The following is a 17,374-nucleotide window of genomic DNA, read 5'->3' as shown; positions in this document are numbered from 1 at the left end:
TTTCAATTTAATGCTATCAGACTAATTAATATTACAGAAGGGAAGAAGTGTATGTTTAAATTAATTAAATATTTAAAGAAGTCAGCCTTATCAATAGTAATAATAGTATGCTTATTGGTAGTTCAAGCAGTATGTGACCTTTCTTTACCAAAATATACATCTAATATAGTAAATATAGGGATACAGCAAGGTGGAGTAGAAAACTCTGTTCCATCTATAATTAGAAAAAGTGAATTAGATAAGATTACTTTGTTTATGGATAAAGATAATAAGGATAAAATATTAGACAATTATACTTTATTGAATAAGGAAGATTACAGCAAGTATAAAGAGAAGTATCCAAATTTAAGAGACGAATCTCTTTATGAGTTAAATACTAAAAACAAGGATACTATAGATGAGTTAAATACTATTTTTGGTAAATCTATTTTAATTGTATCAGGGCTTGAGGGGGACAGTAAGGAAGTAAAAGCAATGAAATCTCAGATAATGAGTCAACTTCCTACACAAGGGACTCAAGGTGAAGAAGTTGATATATTTAAAGTGTTATCAATGATGCCAACAGAACAATTAGACAAATTAACTAAAGAGATGAGCAAAAGCTTTGAAAGTATGCCAGAAAGTATGATAACACAAAGTTCAGTATCATATGTAAAAGCAGAATATGAAAACATAGGTATTGATACAGAAAATATGCAAAATAATTATATATTACTTACTGGTGCAAAAATGCTTGGTATAGCTATGATTAGTATGATAGCTACAATTACAGTTGGATTTTTAGCAGCAAGAGTAGCAGCAAGCGTAGGAAGAAATTTAAGAAGTGGAGTTTTTAGAAAAGTTATGTCATTTTCAAATAGTGAAATGAATGAGTTTTCTACAGCATCATTAATCACTCGTAGTACAAATGATATTCAACAGATACAAATGTTGATGGTTATGCTACTTAGAATAGTTTTTTATGCTCCAATAATGGCTATAGGTGGAATAATAAAAGTTTTAAATACTAATACTTCAATGGCTTGGATTATAGCAGTTGCAGTAGTAGCCATTTTATCTTTAATAATTGTATTATTCTCAGTTGTTATGCCTAAGTTTAAATTGGTTCAAAAGCTTGTCGATAAGTTAAACTTAGTAAGCCGTGAGATAATTACAGGTATTCCAGTTATAAGAGCTTTTAGTACTGAAAAACATGAAGAAAAAAGATTCGATGAAGCAAATAAAAATTTAACTAAAACAAATCTTTTTGTAAATAGAGTTATGACATGTATGATGCCTGCTATGATGCTTATAATGAACCTTATTACAGTTCTTATAGTTTGGAGAGGTGCATATAGTGTTGATTCTGGAGCAATGCAAGTTGGAGATATGATGGCATTTATACAATATACAATGCAGATAATAATGTCATTCTTGATGATATCAATGATATCTATTATGCTTCCAAGAGCATCTGTTTCAGCTACACGTATAGATGAAGTGTTGGTATCAGATATAAGTATCAAAGACCCAGAAAAATCAAAAGTACAAGAATTTAAAGAAGATAAAAAAGGTCTTGTTGAATTTAAAAATGTTTCATTCATGTATCCAGATGCAGAAGAAGCTATATTGACAGATATATCCTTTACAGCAAAACCAGGAGAAACAACTGCATTTATAGGAAGTACTGGTAGTGGTAAGTCGACTCTTATAAATTTAATTCCTCGTTTCTTTGATGTTACTGAGGGAGAAATATTACTTGGTGGAGTTAATATAAAAGATGTTGCTCAACATGATTTAAGAGAAAAAATTGGATATGTACCTCAAAAAGGAATATTGTTCTCTGGTACCATAGAATCCAACTTGAAATATGGCAGAAAAGACGCAACAGATGAAGAAATGAGAGCTGCAGCTGAAATAGCTCAAGCTACAGAATTCATTGATTCTAAACCAGAAGCTTTTAAAACTGAAATTTCTCAAGGTGGAACAAATGTCTCTGGAGGTCAAAAACAAAGACTTTCTATTGCAAGAGCAATAGCAAAAAATCCAGAAGTTTATATATTTGATGATAGTTTTTCGGCTCTTGACTTAAAAACTGATGCAGCTCTTCGTAAAGCTTTAAAATCAAAAACTGCTGAAAGTACAGTATTAATAGTTGCACAAAGAATTAGTACCATCTTGCATGCAGAACAAATAGTTGTTTTAAATGAAGGAAAAATAGTTGGAATAGGAACACATAAAGAGCTTCTAAAAAATTGCGAAGTTTATGAGCAAATAGCTTTATCACAACTTTCAAAGGAGGAGCTAGCTAATGAGTAGAATGGGAAAAGGTCCTATGGGAAAATCTATAGGAGCAGGACAAAAAGCAAATGACTTTAAAGGAACCATGCGAAAACTAATTGCATACTTATCTAAATTTAAAATATCAATAATTTTGGTAATTGTATTTGCTATTGGTAGTGCATCGTTTTCTATAGTAGGTCCAAAAATTTTAGGTAAGGCGACTACAAAGATATTTGAAGGATTAGTGAGCAAAGTCTCTGGAGGCAATGTAGGTATAGATTTTGACGCAATTGGAAAAATTTTAGCATTATTACTTTGCCTTTACTTGGTAAGTGCACTATTCTCTTTTATACAAGGATTCATAATGAGTGGAATTTCTCAAAAAGTATCTTATAATTTAAGACAAGAGATTTCAGTAAAATTGGATAGATTGCCAATGAAGTATTTTGACACTAAAACACATGGTGAAATACTATCAAGAATTACAAATGATATAGATACTCTAAACCAAAGTTTAAATCAAAGTATGACACAACTTATAACATCAGTAACAACTATGATAGGTGTTTTGATAATGATGTTATCTATAAGTGGTATTATGACATTAGTGGCAATTTTAATATTACCAATATCAATGTTTGTAATTTCAAGAATAGTAAAGAAATCACAAAAATACTTTAGATCCCAACAAGAATATTTAGGGAATGTAAATGGTCAAGTTGAGGAAACTTATAGTGGTCAAACAATAGTAAAAGCATTTAATCGTGAAGAAGAAGCAATTAATGAATTTGATAAATTAAATGATAGTTTGTATAATTCAGCATGGAAATCTCAATTTTTGTCTGGGATAATGCAACCACTTATGATGTTTATTGGAAACTTAGGATATGTAATGGTATCAATCTTAGGAGGTTGGCTTGCAATTAAGAAAACAATTGAGGTTGGAGATATACAGTCATTTATACAATATGTAAGAAACTTTACACAACCAATGACTCAGATTGCACAGGTTGCTAACTTACTACAGTCAACAGCAGCAGCTTCTGAAAGAGTATTTGAGTTTTTAGAAGAGGAAGAAGAAGACCAAGTTGTTGAAAATGCAGTTTCAATAGATGGTTTAGAAGGTAAGATTGATTTTGAAAATGTTAATTTTGGATATAATTCAAATAAGACTATAATAAATGATTTCTCAGTAAATGTTAAACCTGGTCAAAAAGTTGCTATTGTTGGACCTACAGGAGCAGGTAAAACTACTATAGTTAAGCTTTTAATGAGATTTTATGATGTTAATAGTGGTTCAATACTAATTGATGGTCATAATATTAAAGATTTCAATCGTAGTGAGCTTAGAGAAATGTTTGGTATGGTTCTTCAAGATACATGGTTATTTAGTGGCTCAATTATGGAAAATATAAGATATGGTAAACTAAATGCTACAGATGAAGAAGTTATAGAAGCAGCTAAATCTGCACATGTTCATAGATTTATCAAAACATTGCCAGATGGATACAACATGAAATTAAATGAAGAAGCAAGCAATGTTTCTCAAGGTCAAAAACAATTATTGACTATAGCTCGTGCCATTTTAGCAGACCCTAAAATCTTAATATTGGATGAAGCTACAAGTTCTGTTGATACTAGAACAGAAGTATTAATTCAAAAAGCTATGGATAATCTTATGGAAGGTAGAACAAGCTTTGTTATAGCACATAGATTATCAACTATACGTGATGCTGACATGATTCTTGTTATGAATGAAGGAGATATAGTTGAACAAGGAAACCATGAGGAACTTCTAAAGAAAGGTGGATTCTATGCTAATCTTTACAATTCTCAATTTGAAGAAGATGAAGCAATGTAGTAAGAATTTACTTTAAAATATGAGTATCGTTGTAAGAGAAATATAGAATAAACTATGTAGATAAGATTATATTTTGTAAGATATAATCTTATCTATTTTTTTATGTATTTACAAAGTTATGTATTTTGTTATAATATATAATAAGGAAAATGTTGGAGGTGATTATCAAAATGTATATTTAATCGTATTCTTTAAATTTTATTAATAATAAAATTTAATTTTAATAGTTAACAATTATGTAAAGTTATCTACTTTAGTTACTTTTATTAGTTGTGTAAAAAACTACTTAAATTTAAGAATTGGGTTAAATATAATATAATAATCACATATGAGTCAATTAAATTGACATATTTTTAATATATATTTAGAATTTTAATCCTTCTTATAATGTAAGTAGATTGTTTTGTATTACTTAGATTTATAAGGAGTTTTTTTATTGAAAAAACTACATAATATAATTGAGGAGAGGTGTTTTAAAGTGATTTTTTATATAAGATTAAGAAAATAACGCACGATTATGGTTATTATAATATTAAATTAGAAGTATCATTTAAGAATAAAATTAAACAAGCAAATTCTTAATGAATTTAATTATAGAGCCATAATCTCGTGCTATATATTAAATAAAAAATAGTATATAAGGAGAATATGGATATGGCAAAAAAAGGAATAATAGTAGGACTAAACATAAATAGTAAATCTGAGGATTTCAACGAACTAATGATTGAACTTGAAAACTTATGCTCTGCATGCAATATTGATGTTGTAGGAAGTATAACTCAAAATGCAAAGCAGGTTAATAGAGCATATTATATTGGTATAGGTAAAGTTGAAGAATTATTAAATATAATAAAACAAGAAAAAGCAGATATAGTTGTGTTTTATAATGAGCTTTCTACATCACAACTTAAAAACCTTGAAGAAAAATTAAACTGTGAAATTATAGATAGAACAGCATTGATACTTGATATATTTGCACAAAGGGCAAAAACTAGAGAAGCCAAGCTTCAAGTGGAAGTAGCAAGTTTAAGATATATGTTACCAAGACTTATAGGCTCAAATGAAAATTTAGGGCGTCAAAGTGGAGGAGTAGGTACTAAAAATAGAGGTTCTGGTGAAAAGAAATTAGAGCTCGACCGTAGAAGAATAGAAGAAAAGATAACTTCTCTAAATAGGGAATTAGATGATTTAAAATTCCAACGAGAAACTCAAAGAAATATGAGAAAAAAATCTAATCTTCCAAATGTAGCTTTAGTTGGATATACAAATGCCGGAAAATCTTCAATAATGAATGAATTAGTTGATATATTTAAAAACTCTGAAGAAAAGAAAGTATTTGAAAAAAACATGTTATTTGCGACATTAGAAACTTCTATTAGAAGCATAGTTCTTCAAGATAATAAAGAATTTTTATTGTCTGATACAGTTGGATTTGTAAGTAATCTACCACATGATTTAGTAAAAGCATTTAGGTCGACATTAGAAGAAGTGTGCGAAGCAGATGTGTTATTACATGTTATTGACGTTTCAAATCCAAGCTATAAAAATCATATTAAAGTAACAGTAGATACTTTAAATCAAATTGGCGCAAATGATATCCCTATAATAAATATTTACAATAAAATTGATTTAGTTGATGAAGAATTATTAAATGATATTGTAGATGATATAGGCAAGGAAGGTATATTTGTTTCAGCCAAAAAAAATATAAATATAGACAAAATGGTAAAATGCATTTGTGATAGCATATTTAAAGATTATATAAGATGTAAGCTTTTGATTCCATACAGTGAAGGAAATGTAGCTTCTTATTTTAATAATAATACAAGTGTCATAAATACAGAATATATGGAAGAGGGAACTCTTTTAGATGTAGAATGTAGTAATATAGAATATAACAAGTATAAAAAGTATGTTTTAGAATAAACTTTTTAAAAGGTATTGTAATCTAGAATTTATTTAAAGTAGTTAGTTTGGAGTTAAGTTGTAAAATTATTATAAATTATAATTTGTATAAAGCGGTATAGTTATCTAAGCTATACCGCTTCATTATATATGATAAAAAATAAGATTATTGACACAAAAGTAATTAATTACTATAATATAAAGTAACTAGTTACTAATTATAGTTATTATCAAGATTAAGGAGATAATTAACATGAAAAATATAGTGATAATTTATAAAAGTAAGTATGGTTCAACAAAAAAATATGCTAAATGGCTTTCAGAATCATTAGCTTGTGATATTTTTGAAATTAAGGATGTTAATCTAGAAAAGATTATAGATTACGATACAATTATTTTAGGTGGAGGTCTTTATGCTTGTAATATAGCAGGAATTTCTTTTTTTAAAAAGCACTATGAGAAATTAGCAGGTAAAAATCTAGTTGTTTTTGGTGTAGGAGCATCTCCATATGATGATTCAGTAATAAGAAAACTGAGAGAAGTTAATTTTAAGGATAAGTTGAATAATATTCCTTGTTTTTACTGCCGTGGCGAATGGAATGAAACAAAAATGTCATGGCTTGATACCACTCTTTGTAGTTTTCTTAAAAAGTCAATAGCTAAAAAACAACGTCAAGGTTTTAATCCAATAGAAGCTCCTTTATTATTAGGAGAAGATTTTGATTGGTGTGATAAAAAGTATCTAAATCCTATACTTGATTATGTGGATAAACTTCAAAACACAAGCTTATAACTATATTGTAATTTATAGAGTAATTAATTCTTAAAAATACAATTTTTTTATTAGTTCTCCTGTATCTAAAAGGGGGGCTTTTTTTATTTGTAAATTTATGTTATATTGATATGAATTTATTATTGTATAAAAATTATATTAATAGAAATTTAAACAATTTGTTTTAAAAATAGAGTAGTCTAATTCTTAAAGAGGGGGGTTTAAATAGTGGATATAAATAAGATAGTAATGATGCAAAGGGAATACTATAATACAGGTAAAACAAGAGATGTATCATTTCGTTTAGAGCAGTTAAAAAAGCTAAAGTCAGTTATATTAAAAAATGAAGATAAAATACTTGTGGCATTAAAACAGGATTTAAATAAATCAAATTTTGAAGGATTTATGACAGAAGTAGGTATTTTATATAGTGAGTTGAATTTTGCTATAAAAAATATAAAAAAATGGAGCAAAACAAAAAGAGTTCGTTCAAGTATGGTCAATTTTCCATCTATATCTAAGGTTGTTCCTCAACCTTATGGTGTTACACTTATAATGTCACCTTGGAATTATCCATTTCAACTAGCTCTTATACCATTGGTTTGGTCATTAGCAGCAGGCAATTGTGCAATAATAAAACTTTCTGAGTACTCTGTATCAACTTCACATATAATCAAAGACATACTTGAAAGTATATTTTCAAAAGAATATATTGCAGTAGTTCAAGGTGACCAAGAAGAAAGCGAAAAAGTACTTTTAGAAAAATTCGATTATATATTTTTTACAGGAAGCACTGCGGTAGGTAAAGTAATTATGAAAGCAGCATCAAAGTATTTAACTCCTATAACTTTGGAACTAGGAGGAAAAAGTCCTTGTATTATACTAGAAGATGCAGATATAAATCTTGCTGCAAAAAGATTGACATGGGGAAAACTAATAAATGCAGGACAAACTTGTGTAGCACCAGATTATATTTTAGTACATGAGAATAAAAAAGATGAGTTAATAGAGAAAATAAAATATTATATTGAACAGTATTTTGGAGAGAATCCATGTGATAATGAGCAATTTCCTAAAATTATAAATGAAAAGCATTTTAAGCGTATAATATCCCTTATTGATATGGAAAAGGTAGTATATGGTGGTAATTATAATAACCATACATTAAAAATAGAGCCAACTATAATAGATGATGCTAGTTGGGATGATGATATAATGAAGGAGGAAATATTTGGACCAGTATTCCCTGTTTTGACATACAAAAACTTAGACGAAATTTTGCAAGAAATTATACAAAGACCAAATCCACTAGCTCTTTATATATTTACAAAAGATAAGTATTTGGAAAATAAAGTTTTAGAAATGATTCCAGCAGGAGGGTGTTGTGTAAATGATACAATTATCCATATAGCTACCAACTACTTACCATTTGGAGGTATTGGTGAAAGTGGTATGGGTTCATATCATGGTAAAGCAGGATTTGATACATTTACGCATTACAAAAGTGTATTGAAAAAATTAAATTTAGATATTCCTATTAGATATGCACCATATAATGATAAATTAATTAAAATTCTTAAAAAAATGATGTAAACTATATTGTAGAAAAAATACAAATCAAATTAAAAATATATATTTTGATTATATTTTATCAAATTAAAAATTTTAATTTGGCATATTTGTTATAAAAGTAGTAATTTTGTGATAAAATTTAATTATATAGAAATAAGGAGGAAAAAATGAAAATTAATTGGAATACAAAGTACACGACAATAGCAATTTATACGTTTATAATATCTGCTTGTAGTATTATATTCTATCTTATATCATCACAAATTGATGTATTCTCTAACAATTTAGATATTATGTTTACAACATTACAGCCATTTATAATAGGGTTTGCTATTGCATATCTTCTGAATTTTATTTTGAAATTTTATGAAGAAAGACTTTTTATCAAAAGTGAAAAATTAAAAAACCTAAAACAAAAATCAAAAAGAGGATTGGGTCTTTTATTAACATATGCAACAGCTGCATTGATACTTTACTTATTTATGCAATTTGTATTACCTCAAGTAATTGAGAGTATTGTTGGATTAGCAAATGATATACCTATGTATGTAAACAACGCAACTAAGCTTCTTGATAAATTAATGACTGATTTAAATCTTGATGAACAATACTTTAATTTAGCAGTAGATAAATGGAATGAATTTGTCACATACATTATAAAATTTGTAACAGATTTAATACCAATATTAGGAAATATGTTGAAGGATATAGCTTCTAGTATATGGAATATTGTACTAGGATTGATTGTTTCAGTATATTTGCTAATTGATAAAGAAAAATTCTATGGATTAAGTAAAAAAATAACTTATGCACTTTTTACAGAAACACAAGCTGCTAAAATTCTAGAATTAACTCACAGAAGTAACTATACATTTGGTAGATTTTTAGGTGGTAAGATACTAGATTCATTTATTATAGGTATTTTAACATTTGTAATACTTACAGTGGTAAAAATGCCATATACATTATTAATATCAGTAATAATTGGTATTACAAATATTATTCCATTCTTTGGACCACTGTTTGGAGCAATACCATCTACAATAATAGTAATGTTTGTTTCTCCAATACAAGCACTATGGTTATTGTTAATTATATTAATAATACAACAAATAGATGGAAATATTATAGGGCCTAAAATACTTGGAGACTCAATTGGGATATCTGCATTTTGGATTTTATTCTCATTGTTGGTTGCAGGTAAATTATTAGGCTTTGTTGGAATGGTAATAGGAGTTCCTCTATTTGCAGTAATTTATTCTATAATTAAAGATATTATTGAGGGTAAATTAGATAAAAAAGGATTACCAACAGATACTTCTGATTATATGTAGTTAAAAATATATAAATTAATAAAATATTTAAAGCACTGAGACAATTAAAATCTTGGTGTTTTTTAGATAATAAATTCATTATAAAAGAGGTGTTTTTTGTGGCATTTATAGAATGTAAATTTAAATCAAAATATACAGGAGGAGAGACTGATATAATCGTAGTTTTACCTATAGCAAATGGAAAAGAACTATTTACTGGCAAAGAGATATATGACTTTGAAGGTAAGTTTAAAACATTGTACTTATTTCATGGGCTAGAAGATGACCAAAGTTCATGGATTAGATACACTAATGTAGAACATTATGCCAAAAGCAAAAATATAGCTTTAGTAATACCAAGGGTAGAAACTAGTTTTTACACAGATATGTTATATGGACATAAATATTTCACCTTTGTAAGTGAAGAGTTACCTAGATTTGTTAGAGCTATATTTCCTTTATCAGATAAGAGAGAAGATAATTTTGTAGCTGGAATGTCTATGGGAGGGTATGGCGCTTTAAAATTAGCACTTTCAAAACCAAATGAATTTTCAGCAGTAGCAAGTTTTTCTGGTTCACCTGATATGATTCATGAGTTGGAAAATCAGCAAATAGAAACAAATGCTGATATTCTATTCCATGACTTTGGGAAACCAGAAGATGCTAGAAATAGTGAGAATGATTTACTTTACATACTTAAGAATCTTAAAGAGAGTAATAAAGATATTCCTAAAATTTATCAATTTTGTGGTGATAGGGATTTTTTATATAAGAATAATCAAACCTTTAAAAAATATGCAGAATCTTTAGATGTTGATATTGTATATGAAGAGTGTGTTGGTGGTCATGAATGGCGTCTATGGGATTTATGGATAAAGAAATTTATAGATGCAATTGGATAAGCATTTTATTGTCATTAGAGCAAAATATTATAAAGTATTTTTAAACGTAATAAAGACTGAAATATTAAAATACAATTATGATTTCAAAATTTCAGTCTCTAAAAGTTCAATAAAATTTTATTAAGTTCTTATGCGAGTTATTATTGGCGTAAAATTATCAACTATATCTATATAGTATTTACTCAATTCTTCTAAAATATCTTCGCATAAATCAGTGCTGTGACCAAGGTTAATTAGAAACTGTTTTGTAAAATATTTTATTACAGATTGATAAGATATATCATATTTATGTGAAGTATAGACCCTAATTATCTCAGGTTTCATAGCGAGTATACCAATACAGGAAAGTATCAATTCGTCATGTTCTATAGATTCTTTTTCATTAACATATCTTTTCATGACCATTTCAGTTACACTTCGTTGATAGCTTAAAATAGCTTCCTCATAAGCTATATCCAAATAAAAGTTTCTATACGCTTCATTTTTTAAAAGAAAACAAAGGTCAGCATTCATAGCAAGAAAGAACATCATCATTGTACCTTCTTCATGATAATTATAGATTAAAGATTGCATTTCATCCCTTATATCTTCATATATTATAGCTCCTATTTCACTTTTACTTGAGAAATAATAACTTATTAAGCCTAAATTTATATTGGCTCTTTCTGCAATTTGCCTAGTGGTTGTCTTGTGATAACCTTGTTCAAAAAATAATTCTCTAGCAGCACTTATAATACTAGCTTTTGTTTCCTTACCTTTTTCTGATTTTGACATATTTACTGTGTATACCTTTCTTTTCAATCTTTTTTTGAAAATTTACTAACTATAAATATCGTAACCGAACCACCTATTATAGGTACTAAAATTCTGTCAAAGACAGTAAGGAGGCCAATCATATTTAAAAATGCTAATATTGCACTTACTATGACAGCACAGATAGCTCCTTTTTTTGTAGCACCTTTCCAGGAAAGACCAATGACAAATGGTGCAAATATCACACCTGTACATAATGGTGCTGGCCAAAATAATAGTTCTAATAAACTGTCAAACTTGAGTGCTATAATTGCTCCTATTATAGCTGTTAAAGCTGAGGCGATTTGAGAGTATTTAAGAGTATTTTTTAAATCATTAAACTCTATATTAGGATGTAATAATTTATTATAAATATCTCTCGATATTATGGCACTCATTGAGGTCATTAATGAGTCAGCAGTGGACATTATGGCAGCTAATATAGCAGCTAAGAATAATACAGAAACTAAAGGAGGTAGAGTTGTTGATATCATTTGAGGTAAAACCTGAACAGATGATATGTTTGGAAATAAACTACCACCAATAGCTCCAATTATGCCTATAGGGAAAGCAAGAAATAATAGTATAAATCCTGCAATAACACTGCTTTTAACTGCATTTTTAGCATTATCAGCACATTGGTATCTCAAAAAACTTTCATAAGAAAATATTGAGCCTAAAACCAATGGTAAAACTGTATACATAAAATCACTAAGCGACTTATTTCCTGGGAAGAATGGTTCTTTTACCATTGATTGTAACATAAGTAAAGGATTGTCGCCAACTAATTTTAAGCTTATATAAGCTACTATTGGCAAAAATACTACACAAATAGCAAGTTGAATAAATGCTGATACTGCAACTCCCCGCATTCCTGATGCATAAGTATATATAATGATTACTATGACTCCTACAATTACAGCTATATCATAAGGGATACCAAATGCAGTAGATACAGAACCAAAAGATATTAGTTGACTGCCCATAATAGCTAATATTGATATTGGTGTTACAAGACATTGATAAGCTCTTAAGAATATACTATGACCATATCTAGTTTCAATATAGTCAGCAGGTGTTATATCACATGATAAGCTTCTTAATTTTCCTGCAAAAAACGCATTTACAAAACAAGCTAAAGCCGCACCTATAGTAGAGTACATACCAACCCATAGTCCTCTTTCAGCTCCCCATTGAACTCCACCAACCAAACATCCTCCTCCAAAAGACGTAGCAGCAATAGTTGCGGCAAGTATGGGTAAAGGAAGATTTCTACCCGCAATTAGGAAATCGGATGCTGTTTTAACTTTTTTAGAAAAATAAAAGCCAATCCATATGTACACTGCACATGTAGCAATTAAAAGTAACATAATTTTTTCTCCTTATATAATATTTTTTAAATAAAATTTATAAAATATATTTATAAAATATATTTTATATAAAAGTAAGACAATATTGACTTTAACTGGCTTTGGATTAGTGTAGCTACAATAATTTAACATATTATGTTATGTAAAAGTTAGATAAAATAAGAAAATTGAAAATTCTGAAATTAAAGATTATAATAAACGTTTACTTGATATATTCTTTTTTGTAATTGTAACATGCTTTTATTTTAAAATCAATAGTACATGTATAAAAATAAAAGGAATTTAAAGGGCGAAAAAATATTTTTAATATCTGATTGTAGTATATAAAAAGAAGATAAAAATTATTCTTGAATAAATTTATAATAATTTAAAATAAGTAAAATTTTGATAAAATAATTTGGAATGTATGCTTTGGTGACACTTTATATGGATATATTAATAAAAATAACGATTTAAATTAAGTATAAATGCCTTTTTGGTTCATTTGAGTAATGAAAAAATAAAACCAAAAAGTGTTTGACAATTATGAATTTTAAGAATATAATTAAATTAAAATTATACACATATAAAAATTTGATTCGAATTATAGAAAGTGTAGAGATGGATTTGAAATTCAAATTATTATACGTGAATAAAAATAAATAAAGAATAAATTATATTAAGGAGGGGTAGATGTGAGTAGTCAAGAAAGCAAACCAAAAGGAAACCTTATATCAAACTTTAGAGATGATATGAGAGACCCTAAAAAGAGAGCAGTATACACTTACTCAGGTTCTATAAATTTGGCATATAATTTTATAGGCTACTTTGTATCAACAGTAACAAACATATTTTTAACTGATGTAGCAAAGCTTGGGGTAATTATGGCAGGTGGTATGCAAATAATACAATCTTTCATAAAGATGGCTGTGGCTCCAATAACAGGGACTGTATTTGACAAACAACCATTTAAAAAAGGAAAATATTATCCTTGGCTTAGATATACACCAGCAGCATTAGCACTAACATATGGAGTATTTTTCATAGTTCCATTAATGAAAATAAGTCCAACATTACTTTTACCTTTAATGACAGCATTATTGTTAATAGCATCTTGTGCTCAGCAAGTAGTTTTCACTATAATCTATGCTATTTACCCTGTGGTTACTAAAACACCTAGAGACAGAGTTATAGGTTCGACTACTACAAATATATTCAAAGAAGTTGGAAAATTTTTAGTAGGTTTTTCATATCCGTTATTATTAGTTTTATTTGCAGATGTACTAGGTGGAGAAGGAATGGGTTATTTAGGTACTTATCTATTCTTTGCAGTAGGATGTCTTCTAGTATTTTGGTTTTCTTCAACAGAGATAATAAAGTCTGGAGCAGAAGCTGAAGTACTTCAAAAAGAAGAAAAACCAAAAATTAAAGCAAGTGAAATGCTAAAAGCTTTATTTACTAATGTACCACTTATGATGGCATTCTGTTTAGAGTTTCTTATATGCATAAGATCTATAGGGCTAGGACCTTTAGCTCCTTATTACTTTAAGTATGTAATAGAAGATGAACGTGGATTAGCAGTATTTTTAGCAATAATGCCTTTGGTAAGTGTAGGCTTTATGTTTTTCGCACCAGTATTTATAAGAATTTGTAAAGAACAAAAATTAGCTTCAATAATTTCTTTCTCTATATGTGCATTATGTCACTTGTTAGTTGCATGGACTCCTTGGGGGAGAACAACTTTAGGTGTAACTATGTTATTGGCAATTGGTGGAGGTTTCTCAAATGTAGTATCAATAATAAATCTTAACTTCTTTGCTGGTTCTTGTGATTATGGACATTGGAAATCAGGAAAAGATTTACCAGGTTTAAGTATGTCACTATATCCAGTTGCAATACAAGTAGGTGTATTACTTGCGACTACTATAAGAACAATTTTAATGAATTCAATGGGATATCAAGCTGATATGGTAGTTACAGCAGCAGTTAAAACAGGTTTTATAAATATGATTTCTTACTCTATGGCAATACCTTTAATAATAGCTGTTGTTATAGCAATCTTATATCCAGTAAGTGATAAAAAATTAAATCAAATAAGAGAAGAATTAAATCAAAGAAACGCTTAATAAAAAATTTGAGTAAATGACTTAGTTTAGTTGTGAGAGTAAGTAGACGCAATAGCGTTTATATAAATGAAAATACATATACAGAGGGGGCTTTTAAAAATGATAGAAAAATTATTGAGAAATACAGTAAAAGAATTACATCAATATGTTCCAGGTGAACCAATAGAAAAAGTAAAAGAAAAATATGGTGTAAAAGAAATAATAAAACTAGCTTCAAATGAAAATCCTCTAGGACCATCACCAAAAGCAATGGAAGCTATGATTGAAATGTTAAAACAAGGTCAACTTTATCCAGAGCCAGAAGCTAATGAACTTAGAAGAAAATTAGCTGAAAAATTGAATCTAAAAGCAGAAAATTTCATTGTTGCTAATGGAGCAGATAACGTTATCACGCTAATAGGTGAAGCTTTTATAAATAGAGGGGATGAAGTTATATACTGTGACCCAACATTCCCGTCTTATAGAACAGCAACTGTTAAAAATGAAGGAATACCAGTAGAGGTACCTTTAACAGAGGATTATAAGTATGATTTACAAGGTATATTAGATAAGATTACAGATAAAACAAAGTTAATATGTGTATGTAATCCTAATAATCCAACAGGAACAATTGTAGATGATAAAGAATTGGAAGAATTTTTAAAGAAAGTCCCTGAAAATATTATAACTATATTAGATGAAGCATATATAGAATTTTTAACAGTACCTAATTATGTGGATGGGCTTAAATATGTAAGAGAAAATTACAATGTTATAGTGACAAGAACTTTCTCTAAAATATATGGTCTTGCAGGACTTAGAGTAGGGTATGGTATTGCTAAAGATGAGATAATAAGAACTTTATTTACCGTAAAAGAACCTTTCTCTGCTAATCGTGTTGCGATAAGTGGAGCAACAGCAGCACTTGATGATGATGAATTTATAAAGGAGACATATGAGTTAAATAGAGTTGGAATGGATTATTTCAAAGACGAGTTCACAAAAATGGGATTTGATGTTGTAGATTCACAATCAAACTTCCTTTATGTAGATATGAAAACAGATATACCTAAGCTATTTGAAGACTTAAAACAAAAAGGTTTTGTAATAAGACCAAATGCTACACATGCACGTGTAAGTATTGGAACTATGGAAGAAAACAAGAAATTTGTAGCAGTTTTAAAAGAAATATTAAATCTTAAGGAAGAGCCAAGTATTGGCTAATAGATAGAAATATTACGAAATGGGGTGTAACTATGAGTTTAAAAATAAACGCAGAGAGATGTAAAAGCTGTGAATACTGCGTTATATCTTGTAAAAAAGGAGCATTAAAAATATCCGATAATATAAACACAGAAGGATATACTCATGTAGAAGTCGATGAAAGCAAATGCATACTTTGTGGAATCTGCTATCAAGTATGTCCAGACAATGTATTTGAAATAATTAAAGAAGAAGCATGTCAAGAGGCTTAAAAGGAGTTGGGAGAATATGAAAAAAATGTGGAAGGGGAATCACGCCATTGCAGAAGCAGCTCTAAGAGGTGGTTGTGAGTTTTATGCAGGATATCCAATCACACCACAAACAGAGGTAATGGAATTTTTATCACATAGAATGTCTGAACTTGGAAGAACTTTTATACAATCTGAAAATGAAATGGCTGCTATATATATGGTATATGGAGCATATGCAAGTGGAATGAGGTCTATGACAAGTTCTTCAGGACCAGGAATATCTTTAAAACAAGAAGGAATCTCATATTTATGTGCAAATCATTATCCTTGTGTAATTGTAAATGTGCAAAGATGGGGACCTGGTCTTGGTTCACTAGATTCAGCACAAACAGACTACCTAAGAGACACTAGAGGGGGAGGAAATGGAGATTATCATCTAATAGTTTATGCACCAAATAGTATTCAAGAAACTGTAGATTTAATGTATAACTCATTTGATGTAGCGGAGAAATATAGAGTGCCTGTTGAAATTTTGACAGAAGCAGCTTTAGGTCAAATGATGGAACCAGTAGAGTTTCCTGAATTTAAGAAAAGAGAAGAAGACTTAGGTTGGACTTATGATGGAAGCAATAGAGACCATGCAAAAGTTCCAGATAACCAAAAACCAGCTTTTTGTATGGAAAAGCGTATGAGAATAACTGAAAATGAACAACAATGGGAAGATTATCAAGTTGAAGATGCAGAATATGTGTTTGTAGCGTTCGGGATACCATCAAGAACAACTATGAATGCGGTTAGAAGACTTAGAGAACAAGGCGAAAAGGTTGGAATAATAAGACCAATAACAGTGTGGCCTTTCCCATATAAAGCATTTGAAAAGGTAAATAAAGATGTAAAAGGATTTATCTCAGTAGAGTCAACTGATACAGGGCAGTTAGTAGAGGATGTTGCATTAGCTTCAAAGAAAATATGCAAAGAAAATGTACCTGTTTATGGATTATTTAGTGGAAATCATATACCAAAAACATTACAAGTAATGGACACTTACAGCAAAATAAAATCTGGCGAAATTAAGGAGGTGTTCTAA

Annotated in this window: 13 protein-coding genes; 11 read left to right on the top strand and 2 right to left on the bottom strand. The window is 28.9% G+C overall.

Going from position 1 to position 17,374, the window contains the following annotated elements; translation table 11 throughout:
• The first annotated feature begins 51 nt into the window (after positions 1 to 51).
• The 7 genes from IR151_RS12625 (at position 52) to IR151_RS12595 (ending at position 10,587) form a co-directional block, all read left to right on the top strand.
• A complete protein-coding gene (locus tag IR151_RS12625; RefSeq protein ID WP_227434882.1) occupies positions 52 to 2,298 on the top strand; it encodes an ABC transporter ATP-binding protein in 2,247 nt (748 codons plus the stop codon).
• Positions 2,291 to 4,123 (top strand): ABC transporter ATP-binding protein, encoded by a 1,833-nt coding sequence (locus IR151_RS12620; RefSeq protein WP_227434881.1) that lies wholly within the window; start codon positions 2,291 to 2,293, stop codon positions 4,121 to 4,123. The genes IR151_RS12625 and IR151_RS12620 overlap by 8 nt, the downstream gene beginning before the upstream one ends.
• 654 nt (positions 4,124 to 4,777) lie before the next feature.
• Positions 4,778 to 6,049, top strand: a complete 1,272-nt coding sequence (gene hflX, locus IR151_RS12615; RefSeq protein ID WP_413926913.1) for a GTPase HflX — start codon at positions 4,778 to 4,780, stop codon at positions 6,047 to 6,049.
• Between the two features lie 232 nt (positions 6,050 to 6,281).
• Positions 6,282 to 6,821 carry a flavodoxin domain-containing protein gene (locus IR151_RS12610; RefSeq protein ID WP_227434879.1) on the top strand — a complete coding sequence of 180 codons (540 nt, stop codon included), beginning with the start codon at positions 6,282 to 6,284 and terminating at the stop codon, positions 6,819 to 6,821.
• Between the two features lie 207 nt (positions 6,822 to 7,028).
• Positions 7,029 to 8,393: an aldehyde dehydrogenase gene (locus IR151_RS12605; protein WP_227434878.1), complete on the top strand. Its 1,365-nt coding sequence runs from the start codon at positions 7,029 to 7,031 to the stop codon at positions 8,391 to 8,393.
• Between the two features lie 146 nt (positions 8,394 to 8,539).
• Positions 8,540 to 9,706, top strand: a complete 1,167-nt coding sequence (locus IR151_RS12600; RefSeq protein WP_227434877.1) for an AI-2E family transporter — start codon at positions 8,540 to 8,542, stop codon at positions 9,704 to 9,706.
• A gap of 98 nt (positions 9,707 to 9,804) precedes the next feature.
• Positions 9,805 to 10,587: an alpha/beta hydrolase gene (locus IR151_RS12595; protein WP_227434876.1), complete on the top strand. Its 783-nt coding sequence runs from the start codon at positions 9,805 to 9,807 to the stop codon at positions 10,585 to 10,587.
• A 120-nt stretch (positions 10,588 to 10,707) separates the two neighbouring features.
• On the opposite strand, the gene IR151_RS12590 is transcribed toward IR151_RS12595, so the two are convergent.
• Together IR151_RS12590 and IR151_RS12585 are read right to left on the bottom strand one after the other, a co-directional pair.
• Positions 10,708 to 11,361 carry a TetR/AcrR family transcriptional regulator gene (locus IR151_RS12590; protein ID WP_227434875.1) on the bottom strand — a complete coding sequence of 218 codons (654 nt, stop codon included), beginning with the start codon at positions 11,359 to 11,361 and terminating at the stop codon, positions 10,708 to 10,710.
• Positions 11,362 to 11,384: 23 nt separating this feature from the next.
• Positions 11,385 to 12,749, bottom strand: a complete 1,365-nt coding sequence (locus tag IR151_RS12585) for a sodium:solute symporter family protein (protein ID WP_227434874.1) — start codon at positions 12,747 to 12,749, stop codon at positions 11,385 to 11,387.
• A gap of 674 nt (positions 12,750 to 13,423) precedes the next feature.
• Between IR151_RS12585 and IR151_RS12580 the strand changes: the two genes are divergently transcribed.
• From IR151_RS12580 to vorB, 4 genes are all read left to right on the top strand, one after another.
• Positions 13,424 to 14,854 carry an MFS transporter gene (locus tag IR151_RS12580; RefSeq protein ID WP_227434873.1) on the top strand — a complete coding sequence of 477 codons (1,431 nt, stop codon included), beginning with the start codon at positions 13,424 to 13,426 and terminating at the stop codon, positions 14,852 to 14,854.
• 99 nt (positions 14,855 to 14,953) lie between these two features.
• Complete coding sequence (gene hisC / locus IR151_RS12575; protein WP_227434871.1) at positions 14,954 to 16,057, top strand: histidinol-phosphate transaminase; 1,104 nt, start codon at positions 14,954 to 14,956, stop codon at positions 16,055 to 16,057.
• Between the two features lie 32 nt (positions 16,058 to 16,089).
• Positions 16,090 to 16,308, top strand: a complete 219-nt coding sequence (locus IR151_RS12570; RefSeq protein ID WP_227434869.1) for an indolepyruvate ferredoxin oxidoreductase subunit alpha — start codon at positions 16,090 to 16,092, stop codon at positions 16,306 to 16,308.
• Positions 16,309 to 16,324: 16 nt separating this feature from the next.
• Positions 16,325 to 17,374 carry a 3-methyl-2-oxobutanoate dehydrogenase subunit VorB gene (gene vorB / locus IR151_RS12565; protein ID WP_227434866.1) on the top strand — a complete coding sequence of 350 codons (1,050 nt, stop codon included), beginning with the start codon at positions 16,325 to 16,327 and terminating at the stop codon, positions 17,372 to 17,374.

The organism is Clostridioides sp. ES-S-0006-03, assembly GCF_020662275.1.
In the GTDB taxonomy this organism is placed as follows: domain Bacteria; phylum Bacillota; class Clostridia; order Peptostreptococcales; family Peptostreptococcaceae; genus Clostridioides.
This window is presented reverse-complemented; position numbering and strand designations above follow the sequence as displayed.

Bases quoted from the DNA above. Each gene is read 5' to 3' on its own strand.
- IR151_RS12625 (WP_227434882.1), top strand. From the start codon at position 52: ATGTTTAAATTAATTAAATATTTAAAGAAGTCAGCCTTATCAATAGTA.
- IR151_RS12620 (WP_227434881.1), top strand. From the start codon at position 2,291: ATGAGTAGAATGGGAAAAGGTCCTATGGGAAAATCTATAGGAGCAGGA.
- hflX (WP_413926913.1), top strand. From the start codon at position 4,778: ATGGCAAAAAAAGGAATAATAGTAGGACTAAACATAAATAGTAAATCT.
- IR151_RS12610 (WP_227434879.1), top strand. From the start codon at position 6,282: ATGAAAAATATAGTGATAATTTATAAAAGTAAGTATGGTTCAACAAAA.
- IR151_RS12600 (WP_227434877.1), top strand. From the start codon at position 8,540: ATGAAAATTAATTGGAATACAAAGTACACGACAATAGCAATTTATACG.
- IR151_RS12590 (WP_227434875.1), bottom strand. From the start codon at position 11,361: ATGTCAAAATCAGAAAAAGGTAAGGAAACAAAAGCTAGTATTATAAGT.
- IR151_RS12585 (WP_227434874.1), bottom strand. From the start codon at position 12,749: ATGTTACTTTTAATTGCTACATGTGCAGTGTACATATGGATTGGCTTT.
- hisC (WP_227434871.1), top strand. From the start codon at position 14,954: ATGATAGAAAAATTATTGAGAAATACAGTAAAAGAATTACATCAATAT.
- IR151_RS12570 (WP_227434869.1), top strand. From the start codon at position 16,090: ATGAGTTTAAAAATAAACGCAGAGAGATGTAAAAGCTGTGAATACTGC.
- vorB (WP_227434866.1), top strand. From the start codon at position 16,325: ATGAAAAAAATGTGGAAGGGGAATCACGCCATTGCAGAAGCAGCTCTA.